The 23,901-nt window shown below is 68.4% G+C and carries 18 protein-coding genes; 16 read left to right on the top strand and 2 right to left on the bottom strand.

Features of this window, described 5'->3' with window-relative positions:
* Window positions 1–215 precede the first annotated feature (215 nt).
* The 13 genes from pilM to eno all read left to right on the top strand — a co-directional run bounded on the left by pilM (window position 216) and on the right by eno (window position 17,917).
* Entirely contained in the window at window positions 216–1,277 is a 1,062-nt protein-coding gene (gene pilM / locus DIS04_RS06215; RefSeq protein ID WP_111412917.1) for a type IV pilus assembly protein PilM, read from the top strand.
* Window positions 1,274–1,849 carry a PilN domain-containing protein gene (locus DIS04_RS06220; RefSeq protein ID WP_111412918.1) on the top strand — a complete coding sequence of 192 codons (576 nt, stop codon included), beginning with the start codon at window positions 1,274–1,276 and terminating at the stop codon, window positions 1,847–1,849. Before pilM ends, DIS04_RS06220 begins: the two co-directional genes overlap by 4 nt.
* Window positions 1,846–2,472 carry a type IV pilus inner membrane component PilO gene (locus DIS04_RS06225; protein WP_111412919.1) on the top strand — a complete coding sequence of 209 codons (627 nt, stop codon included), beginning with the start codon at window positions 1,846–1,848 and terminating at the stop codon, window positions 2,470–2,472. Before DIS04_RS06220 ends, DIS04_RS06225 begins: the two co-directional genes overlap by 4 nt.
* The gene (locus tag DIS04_RS06230; RefSeq protein ID WP_111412920.1) at window positions 2,469–2,993 is read left to right on the top strand and encodes a pilus assembly protein PilP; all 525 of its coding nucleotides are present in this window, start codon (window positions 2,469–2,471) and stop codon (window positions 2,991–2,993) included. The genes DIS04_RS06225 and DIS04_RS06230 overlap by 4 nt, the downstream gene beginning before the upstream one ends.
* A 54-nt stretch (window positions 2,994–3,047) precedes the next feature.
* A complete protein-coding gene (locus DIS04_RS06235; protein WP_111412921.1) occupies window positions 3,048–5,180 on the top strand; it encodes a type IV pilus secretin PilQ in 2,133 nt (710 codons plus the stop codon).
* Complete coding sequence (aroK, locus tag DIS04_RS06240; protein WP_111412922.1) at window positions 5,180–5,722, top strand: shikimate kinase AroK; 543 nt, start codon at window positions 5,180–5,182, stop codon at window positions 5,720–5,722. Before DIS04_RS06235 ends, aroK begins: the two co-directional genes overlap by 1 nt.
* A gap of 9 nt (window positions 5,723–5,731) precedes the next feature.
* On the top strand, window positions 5,732–6,838 hold the full coding sequence (gene aroB / locus DIS04_RS06245) for a 3-dehydroquinate synthase (protein ID WP_422667608.1): 1,107 nt from the start codon (window positions 5,732–5,734) through the stop codon (window positions 6,836–6,838).
* A gap of 465 nt (window positions 6,839–7,303) precedes the next feature.
* A complete protein-coding gene (gene gltB, locus DIS04_RS06250) occupies window positions 7,304–11,755 on the top strand; it encodes a glutamate synthase large subunit (protein WP_111412924.1) in 4,452 nt (1,483 codons plus the stop codon).
* Window positions 11,756–11,779: 24 nt separating this feature from the next.
* A complete protein-coding gene (locus DIS04_RS06255) occupies window positions 11,780–13,201 on the top strand; it encodes an FAD-dependent oxidoreductase (protein ID WP_111412925.1) in 1,422 nt (473 codons plus the stop codon).
* 137 nt (window positions 13,202–13,338) lie between these two features.
* Window positions 13,339–13,893 carry a cupin domain-containing protein gene (locus DIS04_RS06260; RefSeq protein ID WP_111412926.1) on the top strand — a complete coding sequence of 185 codons (555 nt, stop codon included), beginning with the start codon at window positions 13,339–13,341 and terminating at the stop codon, window positions 13,891–13,893.
* A gap of 112 nt (window positions 13,894–14,005) precedes the next feature.
* The gene (locus tag DIS04_RS06265; protein ID WP_111412927.1) at window positions 14,006–15,661 is read left to right on the top strand and encodes a CTP synthase; all 1,656 of its coding nucleotides are present in this window, start codon (window positions 14,006–14,008) and stop codon (window positions 15,659–15,661) included.
* A gap of 4 nt (window positions 15,662–15,665) precedes the next feature.
* Window positions 15,666–16,532 (top strand): 3-deoxy-8-phosphooctulonate synthase, encoded by an 867-nt coding sequence (kdsA, locus tag DIS04_RS06270; protein ID WP_111412928.1) that lies wholly within the window; start codon window positions 15,666–15,668, stop codon window positions 16,530–16,532.
* A gap of 92 nt (window positions 16,533–16,624) precedes the next feature.
* Window positions 16,625–17,917 carry a phosphopyruvate hydratase gene (gene eno / locus DIS04_RS06275; protein ID WP_111412929.1) on the top strand — a complete coding sequence of 431 codons (1,293 nt, stop codon included), beginning with the start codon at window positions 16,625–16,627 and terminating at the stop codon, window positions 17,915–17,917.
* A 494-nt stretch (window positions 17,918–18,411) separates the two neighbouring features.
* On the opposite strand, the gene fdxA is transcribed toward eno, so the two are convergent.
* Window positions 18,412–18,735 carry a ferredoxin FdxA gene (gene fdxA, locus DIS04_RS06280; RefSeq protein ID WP_111412930.1) on the bottom strand — a complete coding sequence of 108 codons (324 nt, stop codon included), beginning with the start codon at window positions 18,733–18,735 and terminating at the stop codon, window positions 18,412–18,414.
* Between the two features lie 164 nt (window positions 18,736–18,899).
* On the bottom strand, window positions 18,900–21,488 hold the full coding sequence (gene mutS / locus DIS04_RS06285) for a DNA mismatch repair protein MutS (protein WP_111412931.1): 2,589 nt from the start codon (window positions 21,486–21,488) through the stop codon (window positions 18,900–18,902).
* 177 nt (window positions 21,489–21,665) lie between these two features.
* On the opposite strand from mutS, the gene DIS04_RS06290 reads away from it, so the two are divergent.
* From DIS04_RS06290 to DIS04_RS06300, 3 genes are all read left to right on the top strand, one after another.
* Window positions 21,666–22,187 (top strand): CinA family protein, encoded by a 522-nt coding sequence (locus DIS04_RS06290; protein ID WP_111412932.1) that lies wholly within the window; start codon window positions 21,666–21,668, stop codon window positions 22,185–22,187.
* Between the two features lie 126 nt (window positions 22,188–22,313).
* On the top strand, window positions 22,314–23,375 hold the full coding sequence (recA, locus tag DIS04_RS06295; protein WP_111412933.1) for a recombinase RecA: 1,062 nt from the start codon (window positions 22,314–22,316) through the stop codon (window positions 23,373–23,375).
* A gap of 3 nt (window positions 23,376–23,378) precedes the next feature.
* Window positions 23,379–23,861: a regulatory protein RecX gene (locus DIS04_RS06300; RefSeq protein ID WP_111412934.1), complete on the top strand. Its 483-nt coding sequence runs from the start codon at window positions 23,379–23,381 to the stop codon at window positions 23,859–23,861.
* The last annotated feature ends 40 nt before the right edge of the window (window positions 23,862–23,901 follow it).

Below are 23,901 nucleotides of genomic sequence, written 5' to 3' on the forward strand. Positions count from 1 at the left end.
GCGTGGTGGCCATTATAGAGAACCCGAGCCGCTCGCCACCAGCGTTGAGGCAGCACGCCGTCCATCTTTGTGTGCGCTGGCGAAATATCATGTAACCTCATTCCTGGTCATGCGAGTATGGTCTTTATCAGTCCCCTCGCTCAGGCGCAGCAGGCATACAAGAGCAAGATGGTAACCAGCAATTATCGCGACGGCTTACGCAAGGGCAACGATTGATGCGACTCAGACCCTCCGGCAAGGGGTTCATCGGTGTCGATATCACCTCGGCAACGGTCAAGCTGATCGAGCTCAAGCGAATCGGCTCCCACTACCAGATCGAAAGCTATGCCGTCAGGCCCCTGCGCGAAGGCGCCGTGGTCGAGCGACGCATCCGCGACATGGGCGAGGTGGCCGATGCGCTGCGGCGCGCGGTCGAGAGCGCGCGGCCCTCCTCGCGGCTGGCCGCGGCCGCGGTACCGGCCAGCGCGGCCATCACCAAGACCCTGACCCTACCCGCATCGCTCAACGATGACGAGATCGAAGCGCGGATTCAACTCGAGTCAGACAAGCACATTCCGTTTCCGTTCAGCGAGGTGGCCTTCGACTTCCAGCGCCTGGGGCTCAACGCCCGCTACGGCGACCAGCAGGACGTCCTGCTGGTCGCCTGCCGCCAGCAGGACGTCAACCAGCTCACCGATGCCCTGCAGCAATCCGGCCTGTCGCCGGCGGCGGTGGATGTCGAGACGTTCGCCATGGAGCGCGCCTTCGGCGAACTGCGCCAGCAGCTGCCGCCGGCCGCCGGCGACGACGATTGCGTGGCGCTGGTCGACATCGGCGCCACCATGAACGCCTTTCACGTGCTGCGCGGCGGGCGCATCGTCTACAGCCGCGACACCGTGTTCGGCGGGCGCCAGCTCACCGAGGAGATCCGTGCCCGCTACGGGCTGACGCTGGAGGAGGCCGGCCTGGCCAAGAAGCGTGGCGGCCTGCCGGAAGATTATCGGACCAGCGTGCTCGAGCCCTTCATCGATACCCTGGTCCAGCAGGTCGGACGTTCGCTGCAGCTCTACTACACCGCGGGGCGCAAGCAGGAAGTCAGGCGCATGGTGCTGGCCGGCGGCTCCAGCGTCATTCCCGGCCTGGCAGAGCGGCTCGCCCGCGAGAGCGCGATGCAGGTGGTCATTGCCAACCCCTTCCTGCGCATGAGGATCAACGCGCGCATCGACGTCCAGACCCTGGCCAGCGATGCGCCGGCCATGGTGACCGCCTGCGGGCTGGCAATGAGGTCGCCGGCATGACCATCGAAATCAACCTGCTGGCCTGGCGCGAGCAGCGGCGGGCGCGCCGCAGCCGGCGCTTCTACCTGGCCCTGGCGGTCATGGCGCTGCTCGGAGCGGCGGGCGGCCTGGGGTTGACCTACCACTACGATGCCGCGCTGGCGGCTCAGCGCGAGCGCAATGCCCATGTTGAGGAGCGCATGCAGCAGCTCGACGGCGACATCCGTTCGATCGGCGAGTACGAGGCCATCCGCGAGCGCATGATCGGCCAGGTCCAGGTCTTCAGCGACCTGCAGCAGGGGCGTTCGCAGACGGTCCGGGTCTTTCGTGACCTCACCCTGAGCCTGGTCGACGGCGTGCACTACACCCAGATGAGCCGCCAGGGCGACCAGCTGCGCCTGACCGGTCGCGCCGAGAGCAATCACCGTGTCTCGGAGCAGATGCGGGCGCTGGACGGTTCGCCCGCCTTCTCCGAGCCGGTGCTGTCGGAGGTGGAGGCCGACGGCGGTGAGCGGCGCCGCTTCAGCCTCGGCGTGACGCAGCTCACCCAAGGCGTGTCGCCTCCCCAGGCGCGAGAGGAGGACGAGCCATGAACCTGCGGGCCGAGATGCGCCGCCTCCGCGAGCTCGACTGGCGCGGGCTGGACCTGAAGGAGTCGGGTTCCTGGCCGCTGCTGTTGCAGTGGCTCTGCTGCCTGCTGGTGCTGGGCCTGACCTTTGCCGCCGCGCACTGGTACCTGGCCGGTCCCAAGGCGGCCGAGCTGCGTCTCGCCGAGGCGGAGGAGGAGCGGCTGCTGCTCGACTATCGCAACCGCGCCGCCCAGGCCGCGCGGCTGCCCGACATGCTCGAGCAGATGGCCAGCCTCGAGGCACGCATGGACGAGCTGATGGCGATGCTGCCCTCCGGTGCCGAGATTCCCTCGCTGATCGACAGCATCAGCGAGAGCGCCCTCGATCACCACCTGAGCATCGACTTCATTCGTCTGCGCAGCACCGTCGAGCGCGACTTCTACGTCGAGCGCCCGTTCGACCTGCAGGTGGAGGGCGAATACCATGACATCGCCGGCTTCCTCGCCAGCGTCGCGTCGCTGTCGCGTATCGTGACACTGCACGATTTCGTGCTGGCGCCGGTGGAGGGCAGCGATCGCCTGCGCCTGTCGATGCTGGCGCGCACCTACAGCTATCGATCCCGGGCCGACGAGGAGGCGCCGCCATGATGCGTCAGGCCATGGCGCTGGCGGCCGGCCTGCTGCTGGCGGGCTGTGCCGATCCCCGGCTGGGCGAGCTCGACCGTCGGCTGAACGACATCCGTGCCAACCCGGGGGCGCCGCGAGTGCTCGAGATGCCGGAGATCCCCAGCTATGCGCCGGTGCCCTATCAGGCCAGCGATCGCCGCAGCCCGTTCCGCCCCCAGCTGCCGGAGCCGGAGGGGGCGCCGGCTGGCGACAGCGACCTGGCGCCCGATCTCGAGCGTGAGCGCGAACCGCTCGAGGCGTATGATCTCGACGCGCTGAGGCTGGTGGGCATCCTGACCATGGGCGGCCAGACACACGCCCTGGTCAGGGCGCCGGAGGGCGAGGTGCACCGGTTGCGCCCCGGCAACTACCTGGGCCGCAACCATGGCCGGATCGTCAGCATCACCGGTTCGACGGTGCAACTGGTGGAGCTGGTGCCCACCGGCGGAGGCGGCTGGACGGAACGCACGACTCACATGGCGCTGGAAGAGACGCGGCGCTGAGAACATCGCGGTAGCTCGTGGCAGGGCGCGGGTAACAGGCAGGAGTAGGTAACGATGAAAGACGTGATTCGCACACTGGGAGCACTCTGCCTGGCGCTGACGGCGATGCCTGTCCTGGCGGCAACCGCGCTGACCGACCTCGACTTCCGCCAGGGCGAGCGCGGTGAGCTGCTGGTCGACCTGAGCTTCAGTGGCGGGGTGCCCGAGGTCCGCGGCTATCGGCTGGACGAGCCCGCGCGACTGACCATCGACCTGGCGGACACGACCAACGCGCTGGAACAGCGCCGTATCGACCTGGGGATCGGCGGCGTCGAGCAGGTCACGGCGCTGGAAGCCGGTTCGCGCACGCGCCTGGTGTTCAACATGGAAGGCCCGCTGCCCTACGACACGGTGCAGCAGGGCGACCGGCTGCGGCTGGCCATCGGCGGCAGTGCGTCCGCCGACGGCGCCCCGGCGGCGCGTGCCGAGCCCGCTTCCACGGCGCCGTCCGAGCCGGCATCCGAGGCGGCGTCCCGCAGCGTGCCGTCCATCAGCGATATCGACTTCCGCCGCGGCGAGGAGGGTGCCGGCCGCCTGATCGTCACCTTCGACCGTGCCGGGGTCGATGCCCGCGTGCGGGAGTCGGGCCGCCATCGTATCGTCGCCGAACTCAGCGGCGTCGAGCTGCCCGAGGCGCACAACCAGGTCCTCGACGTCAGCGACTTCGGCACCCCGCTGCGGCGCATCACGCCGCGCGCCGGCCGCGACGGGGTCACCCTGGACATCGAAGGCAGCGGCGAGTACGCCATGCTCTCCACCCAGAGCGGGCGGCAGCTCACCATCGAGGCCCAGCCGGTCACGCAGCAGGAGCGCGAGCAGCGCGTACGCCAGCAGTTCCCCTATACCGGCGAGCGCATCACGCTCAATTTCCAGGACATCGAGGTGCGCTCGGTGCTGGCGATCATCGCCGACTTCACCGGCCTCAACCTGGTCGCCAGCGACAGCGTCACCGGCGAGGTGACCCTCAACCTGGAGGATGTGCCCTGGGACCAGGCGCTGGACCTGGTGCTCAAGAGCCACGGGCTGGCCAGCCGCCAGGAAGGCAACGTGATCGTGGTGGCGCCGGCCGGCGAGCTGGCCAACATCGAGCGCCAGGAGCTCGAGGCGCGGGCCCAGGCCGAGACGCTGGCGCCGCTGGAGTCGGAGTACGTCCAGGTCAAGTACGCCCGGGCCGAGGACCTGGCCCAGCTGCTGCGAGGCGGCGAGGGCTTCGGGCTGCTCTCGGAGCGTGGCCGGGTGGCGGTGGACGCGCGCACCAACATGCTGCTGATCCAGGACACCGCCGACCAGATCCAGGAGATCCTCGCCACCCTCGACCAGCTCGACGTGGCGGTGCGCCAGGTGCAGATCGAGGCGCGTATCGTCATCGCCCGCGACGGCGTGACCCAGGAGCTGGGGGTCAACTGGGGGGCCTCCGGCGGCGGCAGTCGCTTCAACCTGGGCGGCGCCTCGAGCGGCACGCCGATCGCCGGCTTCGGCGACGGCCTCACGGGTCAGCGCGACAGCCGCGGCCAGTTCACCGGCGAGTTCGACGACCCCACCGGAAGTCGCTTCGAGCGCGGCGGGCTGGCGGTCGACCTGGGCAGCGCCAACCCCATGACCAGCTTCAGCTTCGGTTACCTCTCGGGCGACATCCTGCTCGACCTGGAGCTGCGCGCGCTGGAGAGCGAGAACAAGAGCCAGACCATCTCGCAGCCGCGGGTGATCACCGCCAACCAGCGCAAGGCGACCATCATCCAGGGCGAAGAGCGTGCCTACCAGTCCATCGGCGAGGGCAACGTGCCGCAGACCGAGTTCAAGGAGGCCGAGCTGTCGCTCGAGGTCACACCGCAGATCACTCCCGACAACCGCATCATCATGGACCTGGTGATCAAGAACGACAGCTTCCGCGAGGCCGCGGCGGGCCAGGCGCCGCCGATCGACACCAACCGCATCGAGACCCAGGTGCTGGTCGACAACGGCGAGACGGTGGTGCTGGGCGGCATCCTTACCACCGAGCAGCTCAGCCGCCTGGCCAAGACGCCGTTCTTCGGCGACCTGCCTGTGCTGGGTAGGCTTTTCCGGTACAATGAGTCGAGCAACCAGAAAGTGGAGCTGCTGGTGTTCATCACTCCACGGATACTCGAGGACGGCCTGGCGATTCGCTGATGCAGGACTTGCCCAATCTGATACTGGTCGGCCCCATGGGGGCCGGCAAGAGCACCATCGGCCGCCTTCTGGCGGCCGAGCTTTCCCGCGACTTCCTCGACAGCGACCACGAGATCCAGGCCCGCTGCGGTGCCGACATTCCCTGGATCTTCGACGTCGAGGGCGAGGCGGGCTTTCGCCTGCGCGAAGTGCAGATGATCGAGGAGCTGACCGCCCTCGAGGGCGTGGTCCTCGCCACCGGCGGCGGCGCGGTACTGCGCGAGGAGAACCGCCGGCGCCTGCGCGAGCGGGGCACCGTGGTCTACCTGTACACCACCGTCGAGCAGCAGCTCAAGCGCGTCGCCAAGGACCGCAACCGCCCGTTGCTGCAGCGCCCCGATCGCGAGCAGGTGCTGCGCGAGATGTTCGAGCTGCGCGACCCCCTCTATCGTGCCACGGCGGATATTGTGGTGCGGACCGACCGGCGCAGCCCCCGCGCCGTGGTCAACGAGATCGTGCGCCGCGTGCAGCGTCTGGTCGATCCCCTACAAGCCAAGGCCTGAACCATGTCCATGAGCGAACCTTCCCCGACCCGGCGAAGCCTGCAGGTGGCGCTGGGCGAGCGCAGCTATCCCATCCATATCGGCGCGCGGCTGCTGGGCGACCCCGCCTGGCTGGCGCCCTACCTGGCCGGACGCCAGGTCATGATCGTCACCAACGAGACGGTGGCGCCTCACTACCTGGCGCGGCTGCGCGCGGGCCTGCCGAGTGACGCCGAGGTTCGCGAGCTGATCCTGCCCGACGGCGAGGCGACCAAGACCCTGGCCAGCGTCGGCCGCATCTGGGACGCCCTGCTCGAGGCCGGCTTCAATCGCCGCTGCACGCTGATCGCCCTGGGCGGCGGCGTGATCGGCGACATGGTCGGCTTCGCCGCCGCCTGCTACCAGCGCGGCGTCGCCTTCATCCAGGTGCCCACCACGCTGCTTTCCCAGGTGGACTCCTCGGTGGGCGGCAAGACCGGCGTCAACCACCCGCTGGGCAAGAACATGATCGGTGCCTTCTGGCAGCCGCGGGCGGTGCTGATCGACACCGATACCCTGGCCACCCTGCCGGCCAAGGAGTTCTCGGCGGGGCTGGCCGAGGTGATCAAGTACGGGCTGATCCGCGACATCGAGTTCCTGGTCTGGCTCGAGGCAGAGATGGCGGCCCTGCGGGCGCTGGAGCCCCAGGCGCTGGCCTGGGCCATCGAACGCAGTTGCCGGCTCAAGGCCGAGATCGTCGCCGAGGACGAGACCGAGCAGGGGGTGCGCGCGCTGCTCAACCTCGGCCATACCTTCGGCCACGCCATCGAGGCGCACCAGGGCTACGGCAAGTGGCTGCACGGCGAGGCGGTGGGGGCCGGCATGCTGATGGCCGCCGAGCTGTCGCAGCGCCTCGGCTGGCTGTCACGCGCCGACGTCGAGCGCACCGCCGCCATCATCGCCGCCGCCGGCCTCCCGCTGGCGGCCCCCGCCGACATGGGAGTGGAGGACTTCCTCGCCCGCATGCGCCTGGACAAGAAGAACGTCGACGCGCGCCTGCGCCTCGTCCTGCTCGAGGCGCTGGGCCGGGCGGTGGTCCACGACGAGACCCCTCAGCCACTGCTCGAGACGCTGCTGGCCACCTTCCCCCGGCGCTGACCTGCCAGCCGGGTCCCTCGGACCGGTCGAAACCCCACGACAAGGCCGCACGAAGCGATTCATGCGGCTTTTTCATGCGCACGCTGCGAGTGCGGCGGGGTGCCTGGCCAAGCTGGCGGCATCAAATTCGCATGCCTCATGCCGGATCGGTATGGGGGAAACGGGCAAAATTAGACTAAAGTCGCATATTGAGGCGGCGTCGTTTGAAAACCGTTTATGTGTCGCGCAAGTCCTTGAGATGATGGTTTTTTTTGCTTTGCCTTGTCCAGCAAGTTGCGGATTTCGTGGAGGTTTTGGGGAGGTGCTGCGGCCGGGAGATTGCGCGATGCGGGGGAAAGTGTCTATGCTGGGCGTCCTTTTTCTCGTGACGGCACCAGGCTACTGCTGGCAGGAAAAATAAAAAGAAAACCCAATAGAATACATAAGCACTGCCGTCTGGTCAATAGACTTTCTTGAGGCACGCCCATGAACCAAGGCCTTCATCATCCAGGCGAGTTCCGCGACAACTGTGGATTCGGCCTGATCGCGCACATGGAGGGACAGGCCAGCCACGACCTGCTGCGTACTGCCATCGAATCGCTCACCTGCATGACCCATCGTGGCGGCATTGCCGCCGATGGCAAGACCGGCGACGGCTGCGGCCTGCTGCTCAAGATGCCGGAGGGCTTCATGCGCGAGGTCGCCGCCGAGGCGCTCGGCGTCGACCTCGGCGAGCAGTTTGCCGTGGGCGCGGTGTTCCTGCCCGACGACGACGCCAAGGAAGCGCGGGCGCGCGGCATCCTCGAGGGCGAGCTGCGGGCCTGCGGCCTGGTGATTCGCGGCTGGCGCGAGGTGCCGGTGGACGCCTCCTGCTGCGGCCCCATCGCGCGTGCCTGCCTGCCGCGCATCCGTCACCTGTTCGTCGAACCGGGCAAGCTCGGCGATGCCGCGCGCTTCGACGTCGACCTGTTCATGGCGCGCCGCCGCGCCGAGCAGATGCTGCGTGACGAAGAGGACTTCTACGTCTGCTCGCTGTCGTCCCGGGTGATCTCCTACAAGGGCCTGATGATGCCGGTCGACCTGCCGACCTTCTACGGCGACCTCGGCGACGAGCGTCTCGAGACCGCCATCTGCGTCTTCCATCAGCGCTTCTCCACCAATACCGAGCCGCGCTGGCCGCTGGCCCAGCCGTTCCGCCTGCTGGCCCACAACGGCGAGATCAACACCGTCGAGGCCAACCGCAGCTGGGCGAACTCGCGCAAGGAGAACTTCGTCAACGAGCGGCTGCCCGACATCGCCGAGCTCGACGAGATCGTCAACACCGTGGGCTCCGACTCCTCGAGCATGGACAACATGCTCGAAGTGCTGCTGATGGGCGGCATGGAGCTGCATCGGGCGGTGCGCATGATGGTGCCCCCGGCGTGGCAGAACGTCGAGACCATGAGCGGCGAGCTGCGTGCCTTCTACGAGTACAACTCCATGCACATGGAGCCGTGGGACGGCCCGGCCGGCGTGGTCATGACCGATGGCCGCCAGGCGATCTGCATGCTCGACCGCAACGGCCTGCGCCCGGCGCGCTGGGTGATCACCAAGAACGGCTACATCACCCTGGCCTCGGAGATCGGCACCTACGGCTACCAGCCCGAGGACGTGGTGGCCAAGGGTCGCGTCGGCCCGGGCCAGATCCTCGCCGTGGACACCCAGACCGGCGAGGTGCTGCACACCCGGGACATCGACGAGCGCCTGCAGTCGGCCTACCCCTACAAGCGCTGGCTGAAGGAGGAGGCGCACTACCTGGAGTCGGCGCTGACCGAGCTGGCCAGCTTCCAGAACATGGACGCCGAGCAGGTCAAGACCTGGCAGAAGATGTTCCAGGTCAGCTTCGAGGAGCGCGACCAGGTGCTGCGCCCGCTGGCCGAGAGCGGCCAGGAGGCGGTGGGCTCCATGGGCGACGATACGCCCATGGCCGTGCTGTCGCGCAAGCAGCGCCTGCTGACCGACTTCTTCCGCCAGAAGTTCGCCCAGGTCACCAATCCGCCCATCGACCCGCTGCGCGAGTCGATCGTGATGTCGCTGGAGACCTGCATCGGTGCCGAGCTCAACGTCTTCAGGGCCACCCCCGAGCACGCCCACCGCATCATCCTGACCACGCCGGTGCTGTCGCCGCGCAAGTTCACCGCGCTGCTCGAGCAGGACGACCCAGCCTTCTCCCATCACCGCCTGAGCCTGGGCTACGACCCGGAGCAGATGGGGCTCAAGGCTGCGCTGCTCGAACTGTGCCGCCAGGCCGAGGCCGCGGTGCACGAGGGCAAGGTGATCCTGGTGCTGTCGGACGCCAGCCTCGAGCAGGGTCAGCTGCCGATCCATGCCGCGCTCGCCGTGGGCGCGGTGCACCATCACCTCGGCAAGCTGGCGCTGCGCCCGCGGGCCAACATCGTGGTCGAGACCGGCTATGCCCGCGACGCCCATCAGATGGCGGTGCTGTTCGGGGTCGGCGCCACCGCGGTGTTCCCGTGGCTGGCCTACCAGGTGATGGCCGACATGCACCGCACCGGCGAGCTCACCGGCAACCCGGCCGACGCCCGCGAGAACTACCGCAAGGGCATGCAGAAGGGGCTCTACAAGATCCTCTCCAAGATGGGCATCTCGACGCTCGCCTCCTACCGCGGCTCGCAGCTGTTCGAGGCGGTGGGGCTCTCCTCCGAGGTGGTCGAGCTGTGCTTCACCGGCATGGCCTCGCGCATCGAGGGCACCGGCTTCAGCGAGCTGCAGCTGCAGCAGGAACTGCTGGCGCGCGACGCCTGGACGCCGCGCAAGGGCATCGCCCAGGGCGGCCTGCTCAAGTACGTCCACGACCACGAGTACCACGCCTACAACCCCGACGTGATCAAGGCGTTGCAGGAGGCCGTGCAGGAGGGCGACTACCGCAAGTGGAAAAAATTCGCCCAGCTGGTCAACGAGCGTCCGGCGGCGACCATCCGCGACCTGCTGGGGCTCAAGGCCGCCGAGACGCCGCTGCCGCTCGACGAGGTGGAGCCGGTCGACACGCTGCTCCCGCGCTTCGACAGCGCCGGCATGTCGCTCGGCGCGCTGTCGCCGGAGGCGCACGAGGCGCTGGCCCAGGCCATGAACGAGGCCGGCGGCCGCTCCAACTCCGGCGAGGGCGGCGAGGACCCGGCGCGCTACGGCACCATCCGCTCCTCCAAGATCAAGCAGATCGCCTCGGGCCGCTTCGGCGTCACCCCGGCCTACCTGGTCAACGCTGAGGTGCTGCAGATCAAGGTGGCCCAGGGCGCCAAGCCCGGCGAGGGCGGCCAGCTGCCCGGCGGCAAGGTCAACGAGCTGATCGCGCGGCTGCGCTACTCGGTGCCCGGCGTGACGCTGATCTCGCCGCCGCCGCATCACGACATCTACTCCATCGAGGACCTGGCGCAGCTGATCTTCGACCTCAAGCAGGTCAACCCCGAAGCGCAGGTGTCGGTGAAGCTGGTCTCCGAGCCGGGCATCGGCACCATCGCCACCGGCGTGGCCAAGGCCTATGCCGACCTGATCACCGTCTCCGGCTACGACGGCGGCACCGCGGCCAGCCCGCTGACCTCGATCAAGCACGCCGGCAGCCCCTGGGAGCTGGGTCTGCCCGAGGTGCACCAGGCGCTGCGCATCAACGGCCTGCGCGACAAGATCCGCCTGCAGACCGACGGTGGCCTGAAGACCGGTCTCGACGTGGTCAAGGCGGCGATCCTCGGCGCCGAGAGCTTCGGCTTCGGCACCGCGCCGATGGTGGCCCTGGGCTGCAAGTACCTGCGCATCTGCCACCTCAACAACTGCGCCACCGGGGTGGCCACCCAGCACCAGTATCTGCGCGACGAGCACTTCCGCGGCACCGTCGACATGGTCAAGAACTACTTCCGCTTCATCGCCGAGGAGGTGCGCGAGCTGCTGGCGATGCTGGGCGTGCGCCAGCTGACCGACCTGATCGGTCGCACCGACCTGCTCGAGGTGCTGGAGGGCGATACCGCCTCCCAGCGCAAGCTCGACCTCACGCCGCTGCTGGCCAACGACTTCGTGCCGGCCGACGCGCCGCAGTTCTGCCAGGTCAGCCGCAACGTGCCGCATGACCCCGGCGCCAAGAACCAGGAAGTTCTGGCCGCCATCGAGCAGGCCATCGCCGACAAGAGCGGCGGCGAGTTCACCTTCGCCATCACCAACTGCGACCGCTCGGTGCCGGCGCTCTCCTCGGGCGCGGTGGCCAAGCACCACGGCGAGGCCGGCCTCGAGGACGCCCCCATCACGCTGCGCTTCACCGGCGTGGCCGGGCAGAGCTTCGGCGTGTGGAACGCCCGCGGTCTCAACCTCTATCTCGAGGGCGATGCCAACGACTATGTCGGCAAGGGCATGAACGGCGGCAAGGTGGTGCTGGTGCCGCCGCGCGGCAGCCGCTTCGAGAGCCACAAGACGGCGATCATCGGCAACACCTGCCTGTACGGCGCCACCGGCGGCAAGCTGTTCGCCGCCGGAACCGCCGGCGAGCGCTTCGCCGTGCGCAACTCCGGCGCCCATGCGGTGATCGAAGGGGCCGGCGACCACTGCTGTGAATACATGACCGGCGGCCTGGTCTGCGTGCTCGGCGAGACCGGCGTCAACTTCGGCGCCGGCATGACCGGCGGCTTCGCCTACGTGCTCGACGAGGACCGCTCCTTCGTCGACCGCTACAACCATGAGCTGGTGGAGATCCACCGGGTCAATACCGAGGCCATGGAGGCCTATCGGCGTCACCTGCGGGAGATCATCGAGGAGTTCGTGGCCGAGACCGGCTCCGCCCGCGGGCGCGAGATACTCGACGACTTCAGCGACTTCGCCCGCCATTTCTGGCTGGTCAAGCCCAAGGCGGCGAGCCTGAACAGCCTGCTCGACGAATCGCGCAGACGTCCCGAGTAAGCCGGAATTCCAGGAGACACGAGTATGGCCAACCGTTTGACCAGAAACGACTTCCAGTTCATCGACGTGGGGCGTCAGGATCCGCAGAAGAAGGATGCCCGGACCCGCTCGCGCGAGTTCGGCGAGATCTACGAGCCGTTCAAGCCGCAGGAGGCGGCCAGCCAGTCGCACCGCTGCCTGCACTGCGGCAACCCCTACTGCGAGTGGAAGTGCCCGGTGCACAACTACATCCCCAACTGGCTGCAGCTGGTCGCCGAGGGCAACATCCTCGAAGCCGCCGAGCTGTCGCACAAGACCAACTCGCTGCCCGAGGTGTGCGGGCGGGTGTGCCCGCAGGACCGTCTGTGCGAGGGCGCCTGCACGCTCAACGACGGCTTCGGTGCGGTGACCATCGGCTCGGTGGAGAAGTACATCACCGATACCGCCTTCGCCATGGGCTGGCGTCCCGACATGTCCCAGGTCACCTGGACCGACAAGAAGGTCGCCATCGTCGGCGCCGGCCCGGCGGGGCTCGGCTGCGCCGACATCCTGGTACGCAACGGCGTGCGGCCGGTGGTGTACGACAAGTACCCCGAGATCGGCGGCCTGCTGACCTTCGGCATCCCCGAGTTCAAGCTCGACAAGACGGTGATGGAGCGGCGCCGCGCGGTGTTCGAGGAGATGGGCATCGAGTTCCGCCTGGGCGTCGAGGTGGGCAAGGACGTCGACTTCGACACGCTGCTCGCCGAGTACGACGCGGTGTTCCTCGGCATGGGCACCTACAAGTACATGACCGGCGGCTTTCCCGGCGAGGATCTGCCCGGCGTGCACAAGGCGCTCGACTACCTGATCGCCAACGTCAACCACTGCCTCGGCTTCGAGAAGGACCCGGCCGACTTCGTCTCCCTCGAGGGGCAGAAGGTGGTGGTGCTGGGCGGCGGCGACACGGCCATGGACTGCAACCGCACGGCGATCCGCCAGGGCGCGGCCACGGTGACCTGCGCCTACCGCCGCGACGAGGAGAACATGCCGGGCTCCAAGCGCGAGGTGGCCAACGCCCGCGAGGAGGGCGTCGAGTTCCTGTTCAACCGTCAGCCGGTGGCGGTGGTCGGCGAGGGCCGGGTCGAGGGCGTCAAGGTCGTGCGCACGCGCATGGGCGAGCCCGACGAGAACGGCCGCCAGCGTCCCGAGGTGGTGCCGGGCTCCGAGGAGATCCTGCCCGCCGACGCCGTGGTCATCGCCTTCGGCTTCCAGCCGAGCCCGGCGCCCTGGTTCGACCGCTTCGGCATCGAACTCGACGAGCGCGGTCGCGTGCTGGCGCCGGAGCAGGGCGCCTATCGCTTCCAGACCACCAACGAGAAGATCTTTGCCGGCGGCGACATGGTGCGCGGCTCGGACCTGGTGGTCACCGCCGTGTACGAGGGGCGCGAGGCCGGCGAGGGCATCCTCGACTACCTCGGCGTGTGAGCCCTTTTCCGACGCCCAGTGGCGTCGGCTCGGCAGGCAAACGCCCCGGCCCAGGCCGGGGCGTTGTCGTTCTGCGGCGTCCTTTCCTAGACTCTGGGGCAGGTTCTGGAGACGCGCTATCGCGAGGAGGAGCGAGCATGGACGACACGCGACATGACCTGGGGCTCGCCGAGGCGCGAGGCGAACCGGTGGCCCCCGAGCGGCTGATCTTCGCCGACGACGGACGCATCCCCAACTCGCCGCTGGCGACGCTGCTCTTCCGCTCGCGGGGGGTGAACCCGGTGCTCGACCGCGAGGCCATCGGCGAGCGCTTCGAGCGCCTGTTCGGTGCCAACGGCTGGCGGCCGAGCTGGCGCGGCGGGGTCTATGACTACCATCACTACCACTCCATCGCCCACGAAGCCTTCGGCGTGCTCTCGGGCTGGGGCAGCCTGCGCCTGGGCGGCGAGCAAGGCGACGACGTCGAGCTGCGCACCGGCGACGCCCTGGTGCTGCCGGCGGGCACCGGCCACTGCCACCTCGAGGCCAGCGCCGATTTCCTGCTGCTCGCCGCCTACCCCGAGGACCAGCGCGAGCTCGACCTGCTGCGGGCAGACCCCGCCGAGCACGACGCGGCGGTGGCACGCATCGCCAAGGTCTCGCGGCCGCCGCGCGACCCGCTGGGTGGCGAGACCGCGCGCTGGTGGCCATGAGCCGCGCCCGGCGGCGGCGAAATTGAGCCATTGGTCGTAATCTGCTACGCTGTCGTCCCATCCTGGCGCGGCTTTCTGCCGCGCCTCATGATCACGTTTCGACAGGTTCTTCATGACACGATATATCTTCGTGACCGGCGGCGTTGTGTCCTCTCTCGGCAAGGGCATCGCGTCGGCCTCGCTGGCGGCGATTCTCGAGGCGCGCGGCCTCAAGGTCACCATGCTCAAGCTCGATCCCTACATCAACGTGGATCCGGGCACCATGAGCCCGTTCCAGCACGGCGAGGTGTTCGTCACCGAAGATGGCGCCGAGACCGATCTCGACCTGGGCCACTACGAGCGCTTCATCCGCACCAAGATGACCCAGGGCAACAACTTCACCACCGGGCGCGTCTACGAGCACGTGCTGCGCCGCGAGCGCCGCGGCGACTACCTGGGCGGCACGGTGCAGGTGATTCCGCACATCACCGACGAGATCAAGCGCCGGGTCTATGCCGGCGGCGAGGGCTTCGACGTGGCGCTGGTGGAGATCGGTGGCACCGTGGGCGACATCGAGTCGCTGCCGTTCCTCGAATCGATCCGCCAGATCCGTAGCGAGCTGGGGGCGAGCCGGGCGATCTTCATGCACCTGACCCTGGTGCCCTACATCAAGACCGCCGGCGAGACCAAGACCAAGCCGACCCAGCACAGCGTCAAGGAGCTGCGCTCGATCGGTATCCAGCCCGACATCCTGATCTGTCGCAGCGAGGTCGAGCTCGAGGAGACCGAGCGGCGCAAGATCGCGCTGTTCACCAACGTCGAGGAGCGCGCGGTCATCCCGCTGCAGGATGCCGACACCATCTACCGGATTCCGCTGATGCTCCACGAGCACGGCCTCGACGAGATCGTCTGCGACAAGCTGCGCCTCGAGGCCGATCCGGCCGATCTCGCCGAATGGGTCCGCGTGCTCGACGCCAAGCTCAACCCGCTCAAGTCGATCAACATCGCCATGGTCGGCAAGTACATGGAGCTGCTCGACGCCTACAAGTCGCTCAACGAGGCGCTGATCCACGCCGGCATCCAGACCCGGGTCAAGGTCAACGTCGACTACATCGATTCCGAGGACATCGAGCGCCACGGCACCGAGCGGCTGGCCGGCAAGGACGCCATCCTGGTGCCGGGCGGCTTCGGCGAGCGCGGCGTGGAGGGCAAGATCGAGACCGCCCGCTACGCCCGCGAGAACGGCATCCCCTACCTCGGCATCTGCCTCGGCATGCAGGTCGCGGTGATCGAGTTCGCCCGGAACAAAGCCGGCTGGGAGGACGCCAACTCCACCGAATTCACCCACGACACCCAGCACCCGGTGGTGGGCCTGATCACCGAGTGGATCAACGCCGAGGGCAAGATCGAGCTGCGCAGCGAGGCCTCCGACCTGGGCGGCACCATGCGCCTCGGCGGCCAGGTCTGCCGTCTCGAGCCCGGCACCAAGGCGCGCGAGGCCTACGGCAGCGAGGAGATCGTCGAGCGCCACCGCCACCGCTTCGAGGTCAACAACCAGTTCGTCGAGGCGCTGCAGAAGGCCGGCCTGGTGGTCTCCGGCAAGAGCGTCGACAACTCCCTGGTGGAGATGGTCGAGCTGCCCGATCACCCCTGGTTCGTGGCCTGCCAGTTCCACCCCGAGTTCACCTCCACCCCGCGCGACGGCCACCCGCTGTTCACCGGCTTCGTCAATGCGGCGCTGGAGCACAAGGCGGCGCGCACTCGCGCACTGACCTCGCATCAGGAGTGAGACCATGTCCGAGAAGGCCCCGTCCGCACCCGAACGTCACGTTTCCATTGCCGGCCTCACCGCCGGCAATTCTTTGCCTCTGATGCTGCTCGGCGGCATGAACGTGCTGGAGTCCCGCGAGCTGGCCCTCGAGGTCGCCGAGACCTATGTCGACGTCACCGGACGGCTCGGCATGCCCTACGTGTACAAGGCCAGCTTCGACAAGGCCAACCGCAGCTCGATCCATTCGTTCCGCGGCCCCGGCCTGGAGAAGGGGCTCGAGATTCTCGCCGAGATCAAGCAGCGCTTCGGCGTGCCGGTGATCACCGACGTGCATGAGCCCTGGCAGGCCGAGCCGGTGGCCGAGGTGGCGGACATCATCCAGCTGCCGGCATTCCTGGCGCGCCAGACCGACCTGGTGGTGGCCATGGCCCGGACCGGCGCGGTGATCAACATCAAGAAGCCGCAGTTCCTGGCCCCCCACGAGATGCGCCACATCATTCGCAAGTGCGAGGAGGCCGGCAACGACCGCGTGCTGCTGTGCGAGCGCGGCTCGAGCTTCGGATACAATAACCTGGTGGTCGACATGCTCGGCTTCGGCGACATGAAGCAGACCGGCTGCCCGGTCTTCTTCGACGTCACCCACTCCCTGCAACGCCCCGGCGGACGCGCCGACAGCGCCGGCGGGCGCCGCCAGCAGGTCGCCGAGCTGGCACGCGCCGGCGTCGCCGTGGGGCTGGCGGGGCTCTTCCTGGAAGCCCACCCGGACCCCGACAGCGCCCTGTGCGACGGCCCCTGCGCGCTGCCGCTGGACCAGCTCGAGCCCTTCCTGGCCCAGCTCAAGGCGCTCGACGAGCTGGTCAAGGGCTTCCCGGCACTGAACATCGAATAACGGCGGTTACCCAGGCAGTGGCGCTATAAGCCGAGAGAGACATTAGCCCCGATCGACTCAATCAACGCTGACAGAACCAAAGGACGACACCGATGACCAAGATTGTCGACATCCACGCCCTCGAGGTACTCGACTCCCGCGGCAACCCCACCGTGCAGGCCGAAGTTCGCCTCGCGAGCGGCGCCGTGGGCGTGGCCTGCGCGCCGAGCGGCGCTTCCACCGGCTCGCGCGAGGCCCTGGAACTGCGCGACGGCGACAAGTCGCGCTACCTGGGCAAGGGCGTGTTGAAGGCGGTGGAGGCCGTCAACGGCGCCATCCGCGAGCGCCTGGTCGGCATGGATGCCCGCGACCAGCGTGGCCTCGACAACGCCATGCTCGAGCTCGACGGCACCGACAACAAGGCCAGCCTCGGCGCCAACGCCATTCTCGCCGTGTCGCTGGCCGCGGCCAAGGCCGCGGCCAACGCCAAGGGCATGCCGCTCTACGCCCATATCGCCGAGCTCTACGGCCAGCCGGGCCAGTACCGCATGCCGGTACCGATGATGAACATCCTCAACGGTGGCGAGCACGCCGACAACAACGTCGACATCCAGGAGTTCATGATCCAGCCGGTGGGGGCGCCCAATTTCCGCGAGGCGCTGCGGGTCGGCGCCGAGATCTTCCACGCCCTGAAGAAGGTGCTCTCCGCCAAGGGCCTCTCCACCGCCGTGGGCGACGAGGGCGGCTTTGCGCCGAACCTGGAGTCCAACGCCGAGGCGCTGGCGGTGATCAAGCAGGCCGTCGCCGATGCCGGCTACGAGCTCGGCCGCGACGTCACCCTGGCGCTCGACTGTGCCTCTTCCGAGTTCTACCAGGACGGCCAGTACCGCCTCGCCGGCGAGGGCAAGTCCTTCGATGCCGCGGGCTTCGTCGACTACCTGGCCGAGCTGTGCGATCGGTACCCCATCGTCTCCATCGAGGACGGCATGGACGAGTCCGACTGGGACGGCTGGAAGGCGCTGACCGACAAGCTCGGCGACAAGGTGCAACTGGTCGGCGACGACCTGTTCGTGACCAACACGCGCATTCTCAAGCGCGGCATCGACGAGCAGATCGGCAACTCCATCCTGATCAAGTTCAACCAGATCGGCTCGCTTTCCGAAACGCTGGACGCCATCAGGATGGCCCAGGACGCCGGCTTCACCGCGGTGATCTCCCACCGCAGCGGCGAGACCGAGGACACCACCATCGCCGACCTGGCGGTGGGCACCTCGGCTGGCCAGATCAAGACCGGCTCGCTGTGCCGCTCCGACCGGGTCGCCAAGTACAACCGGCTACTGGTGATCGAGCAGCAGCTCGGCGAGCGCGTCGTCTATCCGGGTCGCTCGGCGATCAAGGGGCAATAAGGGCGTACCTGTCCACCTGGCCGACGATATCGCTGACATTCTTGTAGGAAATTGACCACAAAAAGGCGACGATCTAAGCCAACATAGGAGTCGGAAGGCCGATCCTCTCGGGGTCGGCCTTTTTTATCTCTATGATTTTATTGATTTTGCCTGGCTTGCAGTCAACCGGCGAGGAGGCGTTGGGTTGCCAGGGGCTCGCTTGCGTCCCTTGGCGGAAATGCCAGAATGCGAATGGGACAAGGCAGAGCGGGAGGCTCTCCGGCAGGATGCAACGGGATGCTGTTTTCGTGGCACGCCCGGTGTGACAGGAAGTCGCCTCCGGGCACGGACGTTGCCACAGGAGAGAGGGCGGAGGGAACCGCCCAGGGAAATGCTGGGAGCCGGGCGACCTTTGGGTCGCCTTTTTTTTGCCTTGGGCGCGGCGTGGGCCACGCGCCGAAGGCAGGCTGGCAGGCTTTCGGCGCGAGAGAGGAGGGTGGGGGCGGGTAGCGGGCTCAGCGCTCCAGGTACTGCAGCTTGCCGGGCTTGCCGTCCCACTCCTCGGCGTCGGCCGGCGGGTCCTTCTTCTCCGCGATGTTGGGCCACACCTCGGAGAGCTCCGCATTGATGGCGATGAATTCCTCCTGGCCCTCCGGCAGCTCGTCCTCCGAGAAGATCGCCTCGGCGGGGCATTCCGGCTCGCACAGGGCGCAGTCGATGCACTCGTCGGGATGGATCACCAGGAAGTTGGGACCCTCATAGAAACAGTCCACCGGGCAGACCTCGACGCAGTCGGTGTACTTGCACTTGATGCAGTTTTCGGTGACGACAAAAGTCATTGCCTGTCTCCCTCCTCGCAGCCGGGTCGTGCCCTTCCCGGTTGGTGATATTCGGTATCAGTCTTAATCCTGATAGTTATAAAAAAACAACTTCTTATAAGAATGTATTTCGTTGAACGCTACATTCTAGACATGCCCAAAGGCCTGAGCAAGCGGCGCGGCGCCTAGAGCCGTTCGCGCCAGCCATAGATCAACTCCAGCGCACGACGCGGCGTCAATTCGTCGGGGTCGAGGCCGGCCAGTTCGTCGAGCAGCGGGTGGGGCGCGGTGGCAAAGAGGTCGCTCTGCATGGGGGCCGGCCCGCCACCCCGGCGGGGCACGCCGCGATGGCTCTGGTCGACCTCCTGCTGCTCGAGCTGGGCCAGCTTGTCGCGGGCCCGCGCGATGACCGATTGCGGCACGCCGGCCAGTTGGGCCACCTGCAGGCCGTAGCTCTGGCTGGCCGGCCCCTCCTCCACGCGGTGCATGAAGACGATGCCGTCGCGGTGCTCGGCGGCGGTGAGGTGCACGTTGGCCACCCCCTCGGCCTGGTCGGCCAAGGCCGTCATCTCGAAGTAGTGGGTGGCGAACAGGGTGAAGGCGCGCGTGCCGGTCAGGTGCTCGGCGCTGGCCCAGGCCAGCGACAGGCCATCGAAGGTGCTGGTGCCGCGACCGATCTCGTCCATCAGCACCAGGCTGTGGTCGGTGGCGTTGTGCAGGATGCTGGCGGTCTCGGTCATCTCCACCATGAAGGTCGAGCGGCCCCCGGCCAGGTCGTCCGACGAGCCGATGCGCGTGAAGATGCGGTCCACCGGACCGATGCAGGCCTCGTCCGCCGGCACGAAGCTGCCGGTATGGGCGAGCAGCACGATCAGCGCCGCCTGGCGCATGTAGGTCGATTTGCCGCCCATGTTGGGGCCGGTGATGACCAGCATGCGGCGGCTGTCGTCGAGCACCAGGTCGTTGGGCACGAAGGGGGCGTCGCTGACGTGCTCCACCACCGGGTGGCGCCCGCCGCGGATCTCGATGCCCGGCGCCTCGGCGAGCCGCGGGCGCGAGAAGCCGAGCGCCTGGGCACGTTCGGCGAAGGCCGCCAGCACGTCCAGCGCGGCCAGCGCACGGGCGGTGCCCTGCAGGGCGCCAAGCTCGGCATTGAGCGAGTCGAGCAGGCCATCGTAGAGCAGCTTCTCGCGGGCCAGCGCACGCGACTTGGCGGACAGCGCCTTGTCCTCGAACTCCTTGAGCTCGGGAATGATGAAGCGCTCGGCGTTCTTCAGGGTCTGGCGCCGGATGTAGTCGACCGGCGCCTCGCGGGCCTGGGCGCGGGGAATCTCGATGTAGTAGCCGTGCACGCGGTTGTAGCCCACCTTGAGGCCGGCCAGGCCGGTGCGCTCGCGCTCGCGGGCCTCGAGCTGCAGCAGGTAGTCGCCGGCGTGCTCGGCGAGCCCGCGGTAGTCGTCGAGTTCGGCGTCGAAGCCCTCGCGAATCACGCCGCCGTCGCGGAGCACCACCGGCGGGTTGTCGACCAGTCCCCGGGACAGCGTATCGGCCAGCTCCGGATAGGGGCGGATATGGTGGGCCAGGTCGTCGAGCGCGGTGCCTTCGCTGTAGCCCTGCAGCTCGCGCTCGAGCTCCGGCAACGCCAGCAGGGCATCGCGCAGGCGGGCGAGGTCGCGGGGCCTTGCGCTGTAGAGCGCCACCCGGGCGAGGATGCGCTCGACGTCGCCGATCGCCTTGAGCAGTTCGCGCAGGGCCACGAAGCCCTCGCGTTCGAGCAGCAACGCAACCGCCGCCTGGCGCCCCTGCACCTGGCCACGGTCGCGCAGCGGGCGGTTGAGCCAGCGCTTGAGCAGCCGCGAGCCCATGGCGGTGGCGGTGGTGTCGAGCACGCTGGCCAGGGTGTTGTCGCCCCCGCCGCCGAGGTTGACGTCGATTTCCAGGTTGCGCCGGCTGGCGGCATCGATCACCACGGCTTCGTCGCGGCTCTCCACGCCCAGCGCGGTGACGTGGGGCAGGCGCGAACGCTGGGTGTCGCGGGCGTACTCCACCAGCACCCCGGCGGCGGTGAGGGCGGCCTCCAGGTGGGCGCAGCCGAAGCCGCGCAGGTCCTGCACCTGGAACTGGTCGCACAGCAGGCGGGTGGCGGACTCGAGGTCGAACAGCCAGTCGCTCTGGCGGCGCAGCCCCTGGCGCCCTTCCAGCGCGGGCGGCAGCGACACGCTCTCGGCGATCAGCAGCTCGGCGGGATCGAGGCGCTGAAGCTCGGCCAGCATGTCGCCGTCGCCCTCCACCTCGAGCACGCTGAAGCGCCCGCTGGAGAGCTCCAGCCAGGCGATGCCCCAGCACTCGCCGGCGGGGTGCACGGCCACCAGCAGGTTGTCGCGACGGGCGTCGAGCAGCGCCTCGTCGTGCAGCGTGCCGGGCGTGACGATACGCACCACGCGGCGCTCCACCGGCCCCTTGCTGGTTGCCGGGTCGCCGATCTGCTCGCAGATCGCCACCGACTCGCCGGCCTTCACCAGCCTCGCCAGGTAGCCCTCGGCGCTGTGGTAGGGCACGCCGGCCATGGGGATCGGCTTGCCCGCGGACTGCCCGCGCTGGGTCAGGGTGATGTCGAGCAGGGCCGCGGCGCGCCGGGCGTCGTCGAAGAACAGCTCGTAGAAATCGCCCATTCGGTAGAACAGCAGCACGTCGGGGTGCTCGCGCTTGATCCTGAGGTACTGGGCCATCATCGGCGTATGGCTCGGCACGTCCGTCTTGACCGCGTCGTTCATGCTTTCTCGGCTGGCTCGTCGGTTGCGTGGGCATCGAAAGGGCAAGGTTACCACGCGCCGCCGGCGTCGACACGCCGCACGGAACGCTGAGCACGGGGGGCGAACCGATGGCCTGTCGTGGCGGGAAGGATGCGCTATGGTTGCAGGCAGTCCCCCTCTCGATCAGGAGCGATACCAATGCCTCATAGCGCTTCCAGCCTGGCCAACCTCGACCTCGCGACCCTTGCCGAACGGCTCGGGCGGCGCTGTCACGAGCACGGCGTCAGCGTCACCGCCGCCGAATCGTGCACCGGCGGCGGGGTATCCAGCGCGATTACCTCGGTGGCCGGCAGCTCGGACTATTTCGAGACCGGCTACGTGACCTACTCCAACGCGGCCAAGGCGCGCCTGCTCGGCGTCCCCGAGGCAACGATCGCCCAGCATGGCGCCGTCAGCCAGGCGGTGGTGGAGGCCATGGTGGCGGGCGCCTGCCGCGACAGCGGGGCCAAGCTCGGCGTGGCGATCAGCGGCGTGGCCGGACCCGACGGCGGCACACCGGAGAAGCCGGTGGGCACCGTCTGGCTGGCCTGGGGCAGCGAGGCGCGCCAGCGGGCCGAGCGCTTCCACTTTCCCGGCGACCGCCGCGCGGTGCGTGAACGGGCGGTACGCGAGGCCATCGTCGGGCTGATCCGCTATCTCGAAGCCGAGCCGCATTCGTAGTGCTAGGCGCGCGGCGTTTTTTTCGTCATACTACTGGCCAACCATACAGTGTCCGGGCGAGCTCCCCACGGTGGCCGCCTACCAACTGCACCTGCAAGCGTCTGCGAGTTCTGCGAGGAGAGCCTCATGGCACAGGATGAAAACCGTTCCAAGGCATTGAATGCCGCCCTTTCCCAGATCGAGCGCCAGTTCGGCAAGGGCACCGTGATGCGCCTGGGCGATGCGCCGCGGGTGGTGATGCCGTCGGTCTCCACCGGCTCGCTGGGGCTCGACATCGCGCTCGGCATCGGCGGCCTGCCCTACGGTCGCGTGGTGGAGATCTTCGGGCCGGAGTCGTCGGGCAAGACCACCCTGACCCTGTCGGTGATCGCCCAGGCCCAGCGCCAGGGCAAGACCTGCGCCTTCATCGACGCCGAGCACGCGCTCGACCCGAGCTACGCCGAGAAGCTCGGCGTCAACCTCGACGACCTGCTGGTGTCCCAGCCCGACACCGGCGAGCAGGCGCTGGAGATCTGCGACATGCTGGTGCGCTCCGGCGGCGTCGACGTGATCATCATCGACTCGGTGGCGGCGCTGACCCCGCGCGCCGAGATCGAGGGCGAGATGGGCGACTCCCACGTCGGCCTGCAGGCGCGCCTGATGTCCCAGGCGCTGCGCAAGATCACCGGGCACATCAAGAACGCCAACTGCATGGTGGTGTTCATCAACCAGATCCGCATGAAGATCGGCGTGATGTTCGGCAGCCCCGAGACCACCACCGGCGGCAACGCGCTCAAGTTCTACGCCAGCGTGCGCCTCGACATCCGTCGCACCGGCTCGGTGAAGCAGGGCGACGAGGTGGTCGGCAACGAGACCCGGGTCAAGGTGGTCAAGAACAAGGTGGCACCGCCGTTCCGTCAGGCCGAGTTCCAGATCCTCTACGGCAAGGGCATCTACCACGCCGGCGAAGTGGTCGACCTGGGCGTGCAGTGCAACCTGATCGACAAGGCCGGGGCCTGGTACAGCTATCAGGGCAACAAGATCGGCCAGGGCAAGGCCAATGCCGCCCAGTTCCTCGAGGATAACCCGGCGGTGATGGAGGAGATCGAGAGCCAGATCCGCGGCCAGCTGTTGGCCACGGTGGCGCCCAAGGAGGAGGCCGAGGAGCCGGTGGCCGCCGACGCCGAGCGCGAGGACGACCTGCTCTAAGCCATGCCAGCCCGGGCCGAAGCCGCACCTGCCCCGTCGCCGCGGGACGACGCCATCCGCCTGCTGGCCCGGCGCGAGTATGCGCGCGCCGAACTGGGGCAACGGCTGGCGGCACGGGCCCATTCCCCCGAGGCGATCGAGGCCTGCCTCGATGCGCTGGCCGCCGAGGGCCTGCAGTCCGACACCCGCTTCGTCGAGAGCTTCCTGCGCTCGCGGGTGGCGCGCGGCCAGGGGCCGCTCAAGGTACGCGCCGAGCTCGAGCGGCGCGGCATCGCACGCGGCCTGATCGCGGCGGCGCTGGCCGGGGCCGAGCGGGAGGGCGAGGTCGACTGGTTCGAGCTCGCTCGCGAAGTGCTCGAGCGCCGCTTCTCCGGCCCTGGCGATACCCCGCGTGAGCGCGCCCGGCGCGAGCGCTTCCTGGCCTCTCGCGGCTTCGATTTCGAGCAGATCCGTCACGCCCTGGAGCGGCTCGCCCGCTCCGACTGAGCGCGGGCGGGCGCGCCCACCCTTCAGTCGCTTGACAACT

It is taken from the genome of Billgrantia lactosivorans, from assembly GCF_003254665.1.
Taxonomy (GTDB): domain Bacteria; phylum Pseudomonadota; class Gammaproteobacteria; order Pseudomonadales; family Halomonadaceae; genus Halomonas; species Halomonas lactosivorans.

Bases quoted from the DNA above. Each gene is read 5' to 3' on its own strand.
- DIS04_RS06290 (WP_111412932.1), top strand. From the start codon at position 21,666: ATGCCTCATAGCGCTTCCAGCCTGGCCAACCTCGACCTCGCGACCCTT.
- DIS04_RS06225 (WP_111412919.1), top strand. From the start codon at position 1,846: ATGAACCTGCGGGCCGAGATGCGCCGCCTCCGCGAGCTCGACTGGCGC.
- eno (WP_111412929.1), top strand. From the start codon at position 16,625: ATGACCAAGATTGTCGACATCCACGCCCTCGAGGTACTCGACTCCCGC.
- aroB (WP_422667608.1), top strand. From the start codon at position 5,732: ATGAGCGAACCTTCCCCGACCCGGCGAAGCCTGCAGGTGGCGCTGGGC.
- DIS04_RS06235 (WP_111412921.1), top strand. From the start codon at position 3,048: ATGAAAGACGTGATTCGCACACTGGGAGCACTCTGCCTGGCGCTGACG.
- aroK (WP_111412922.1), top strand. From the start codon at position 5,180: ATGCAGGACTTGCCCAATCTGATACTGGTCGGCCCCATGGGGGCCGGC.
- DIS04_RS06255 (WP_111412925.1), top strand. From the start codon at position 11,780: ATGGCCAACCGTTTGACCAGAAACGACTTCCAGTTCATCGACGTGGGG.
- DIS04_RS06265 (WP_111412927.1), top strand. From the start codon at position 14,006: ATGACACGATATATCTTCGTGACCGGCGGCGTTGTGTCCTCTCTCGGC.
- mutS (WP_111412931.1), bottom strand. From the start codon at position 21,488: ATGAACGACGCGGTCAAGACGGACGTGCCGAGCCATACGCCGATGATG.
- DIS04_RS06230 (WP_111412920.1), top strand. From the start codon at position 2,469: ATGATGCGTCAGGCCATGGCGCTGGCGGCCGGCCTGCTGCTGGCGGGC.
- DIS04_RS06220 (WP_111412918.1), top strand. From the start codon at position 1,274: ATGACCATCGAAATCAACCTGCTGGCCTGGCGCGAGCAGCGGCGGGCG.
- pilM (WP_111412917.1), top strand. From the start codon at position 216: ATGCGACTCAGACCCTCCGGCAAGGGGTTCATCGGTGTCGATATCACC.
- kdsA (WP_111412928.1), top strand. From the start codon at position 15,666: ATGTCCGAGAAGGCCCCGTCCGCACCCGAACGTCACGTTTCCATTGCC.
- recA (WP_111412933.1), top strand. From the start codon at position 22,314: ATGGCACAGGATGAAAACCGTTCCAAGGCATTGAATGCCGCCCTTTCC.
- DIS04_RS06300 (WP_111412934.1), top strand. From the start codon at position 23,379: ATGCCAGCCCGGGCCGAAGCCGCACCTGCCCCGTCGCCGCGGGACGAC.
- DIS04_RS06260 (WP_111412926.1), top strand. From the start codon at position 13,339: ATGGACGACACGCGACATGACCTGGGGCTCGCCGAGGCGCGAGGCGAA.
- gltB (WP_111412924.1), top strand. From the start codon at position 7,304: ATGAACCAAGGCCTTCATCATCCAGGCGAGTTCCGCGACAACTGTGGA.
- fdxA (WP_111412930.1), bottom strand. From the start codon at position 18,735: ATGACTTTTGTCGTCACCGAAAACTGCATCAAGTGCAAGTACACCGAC.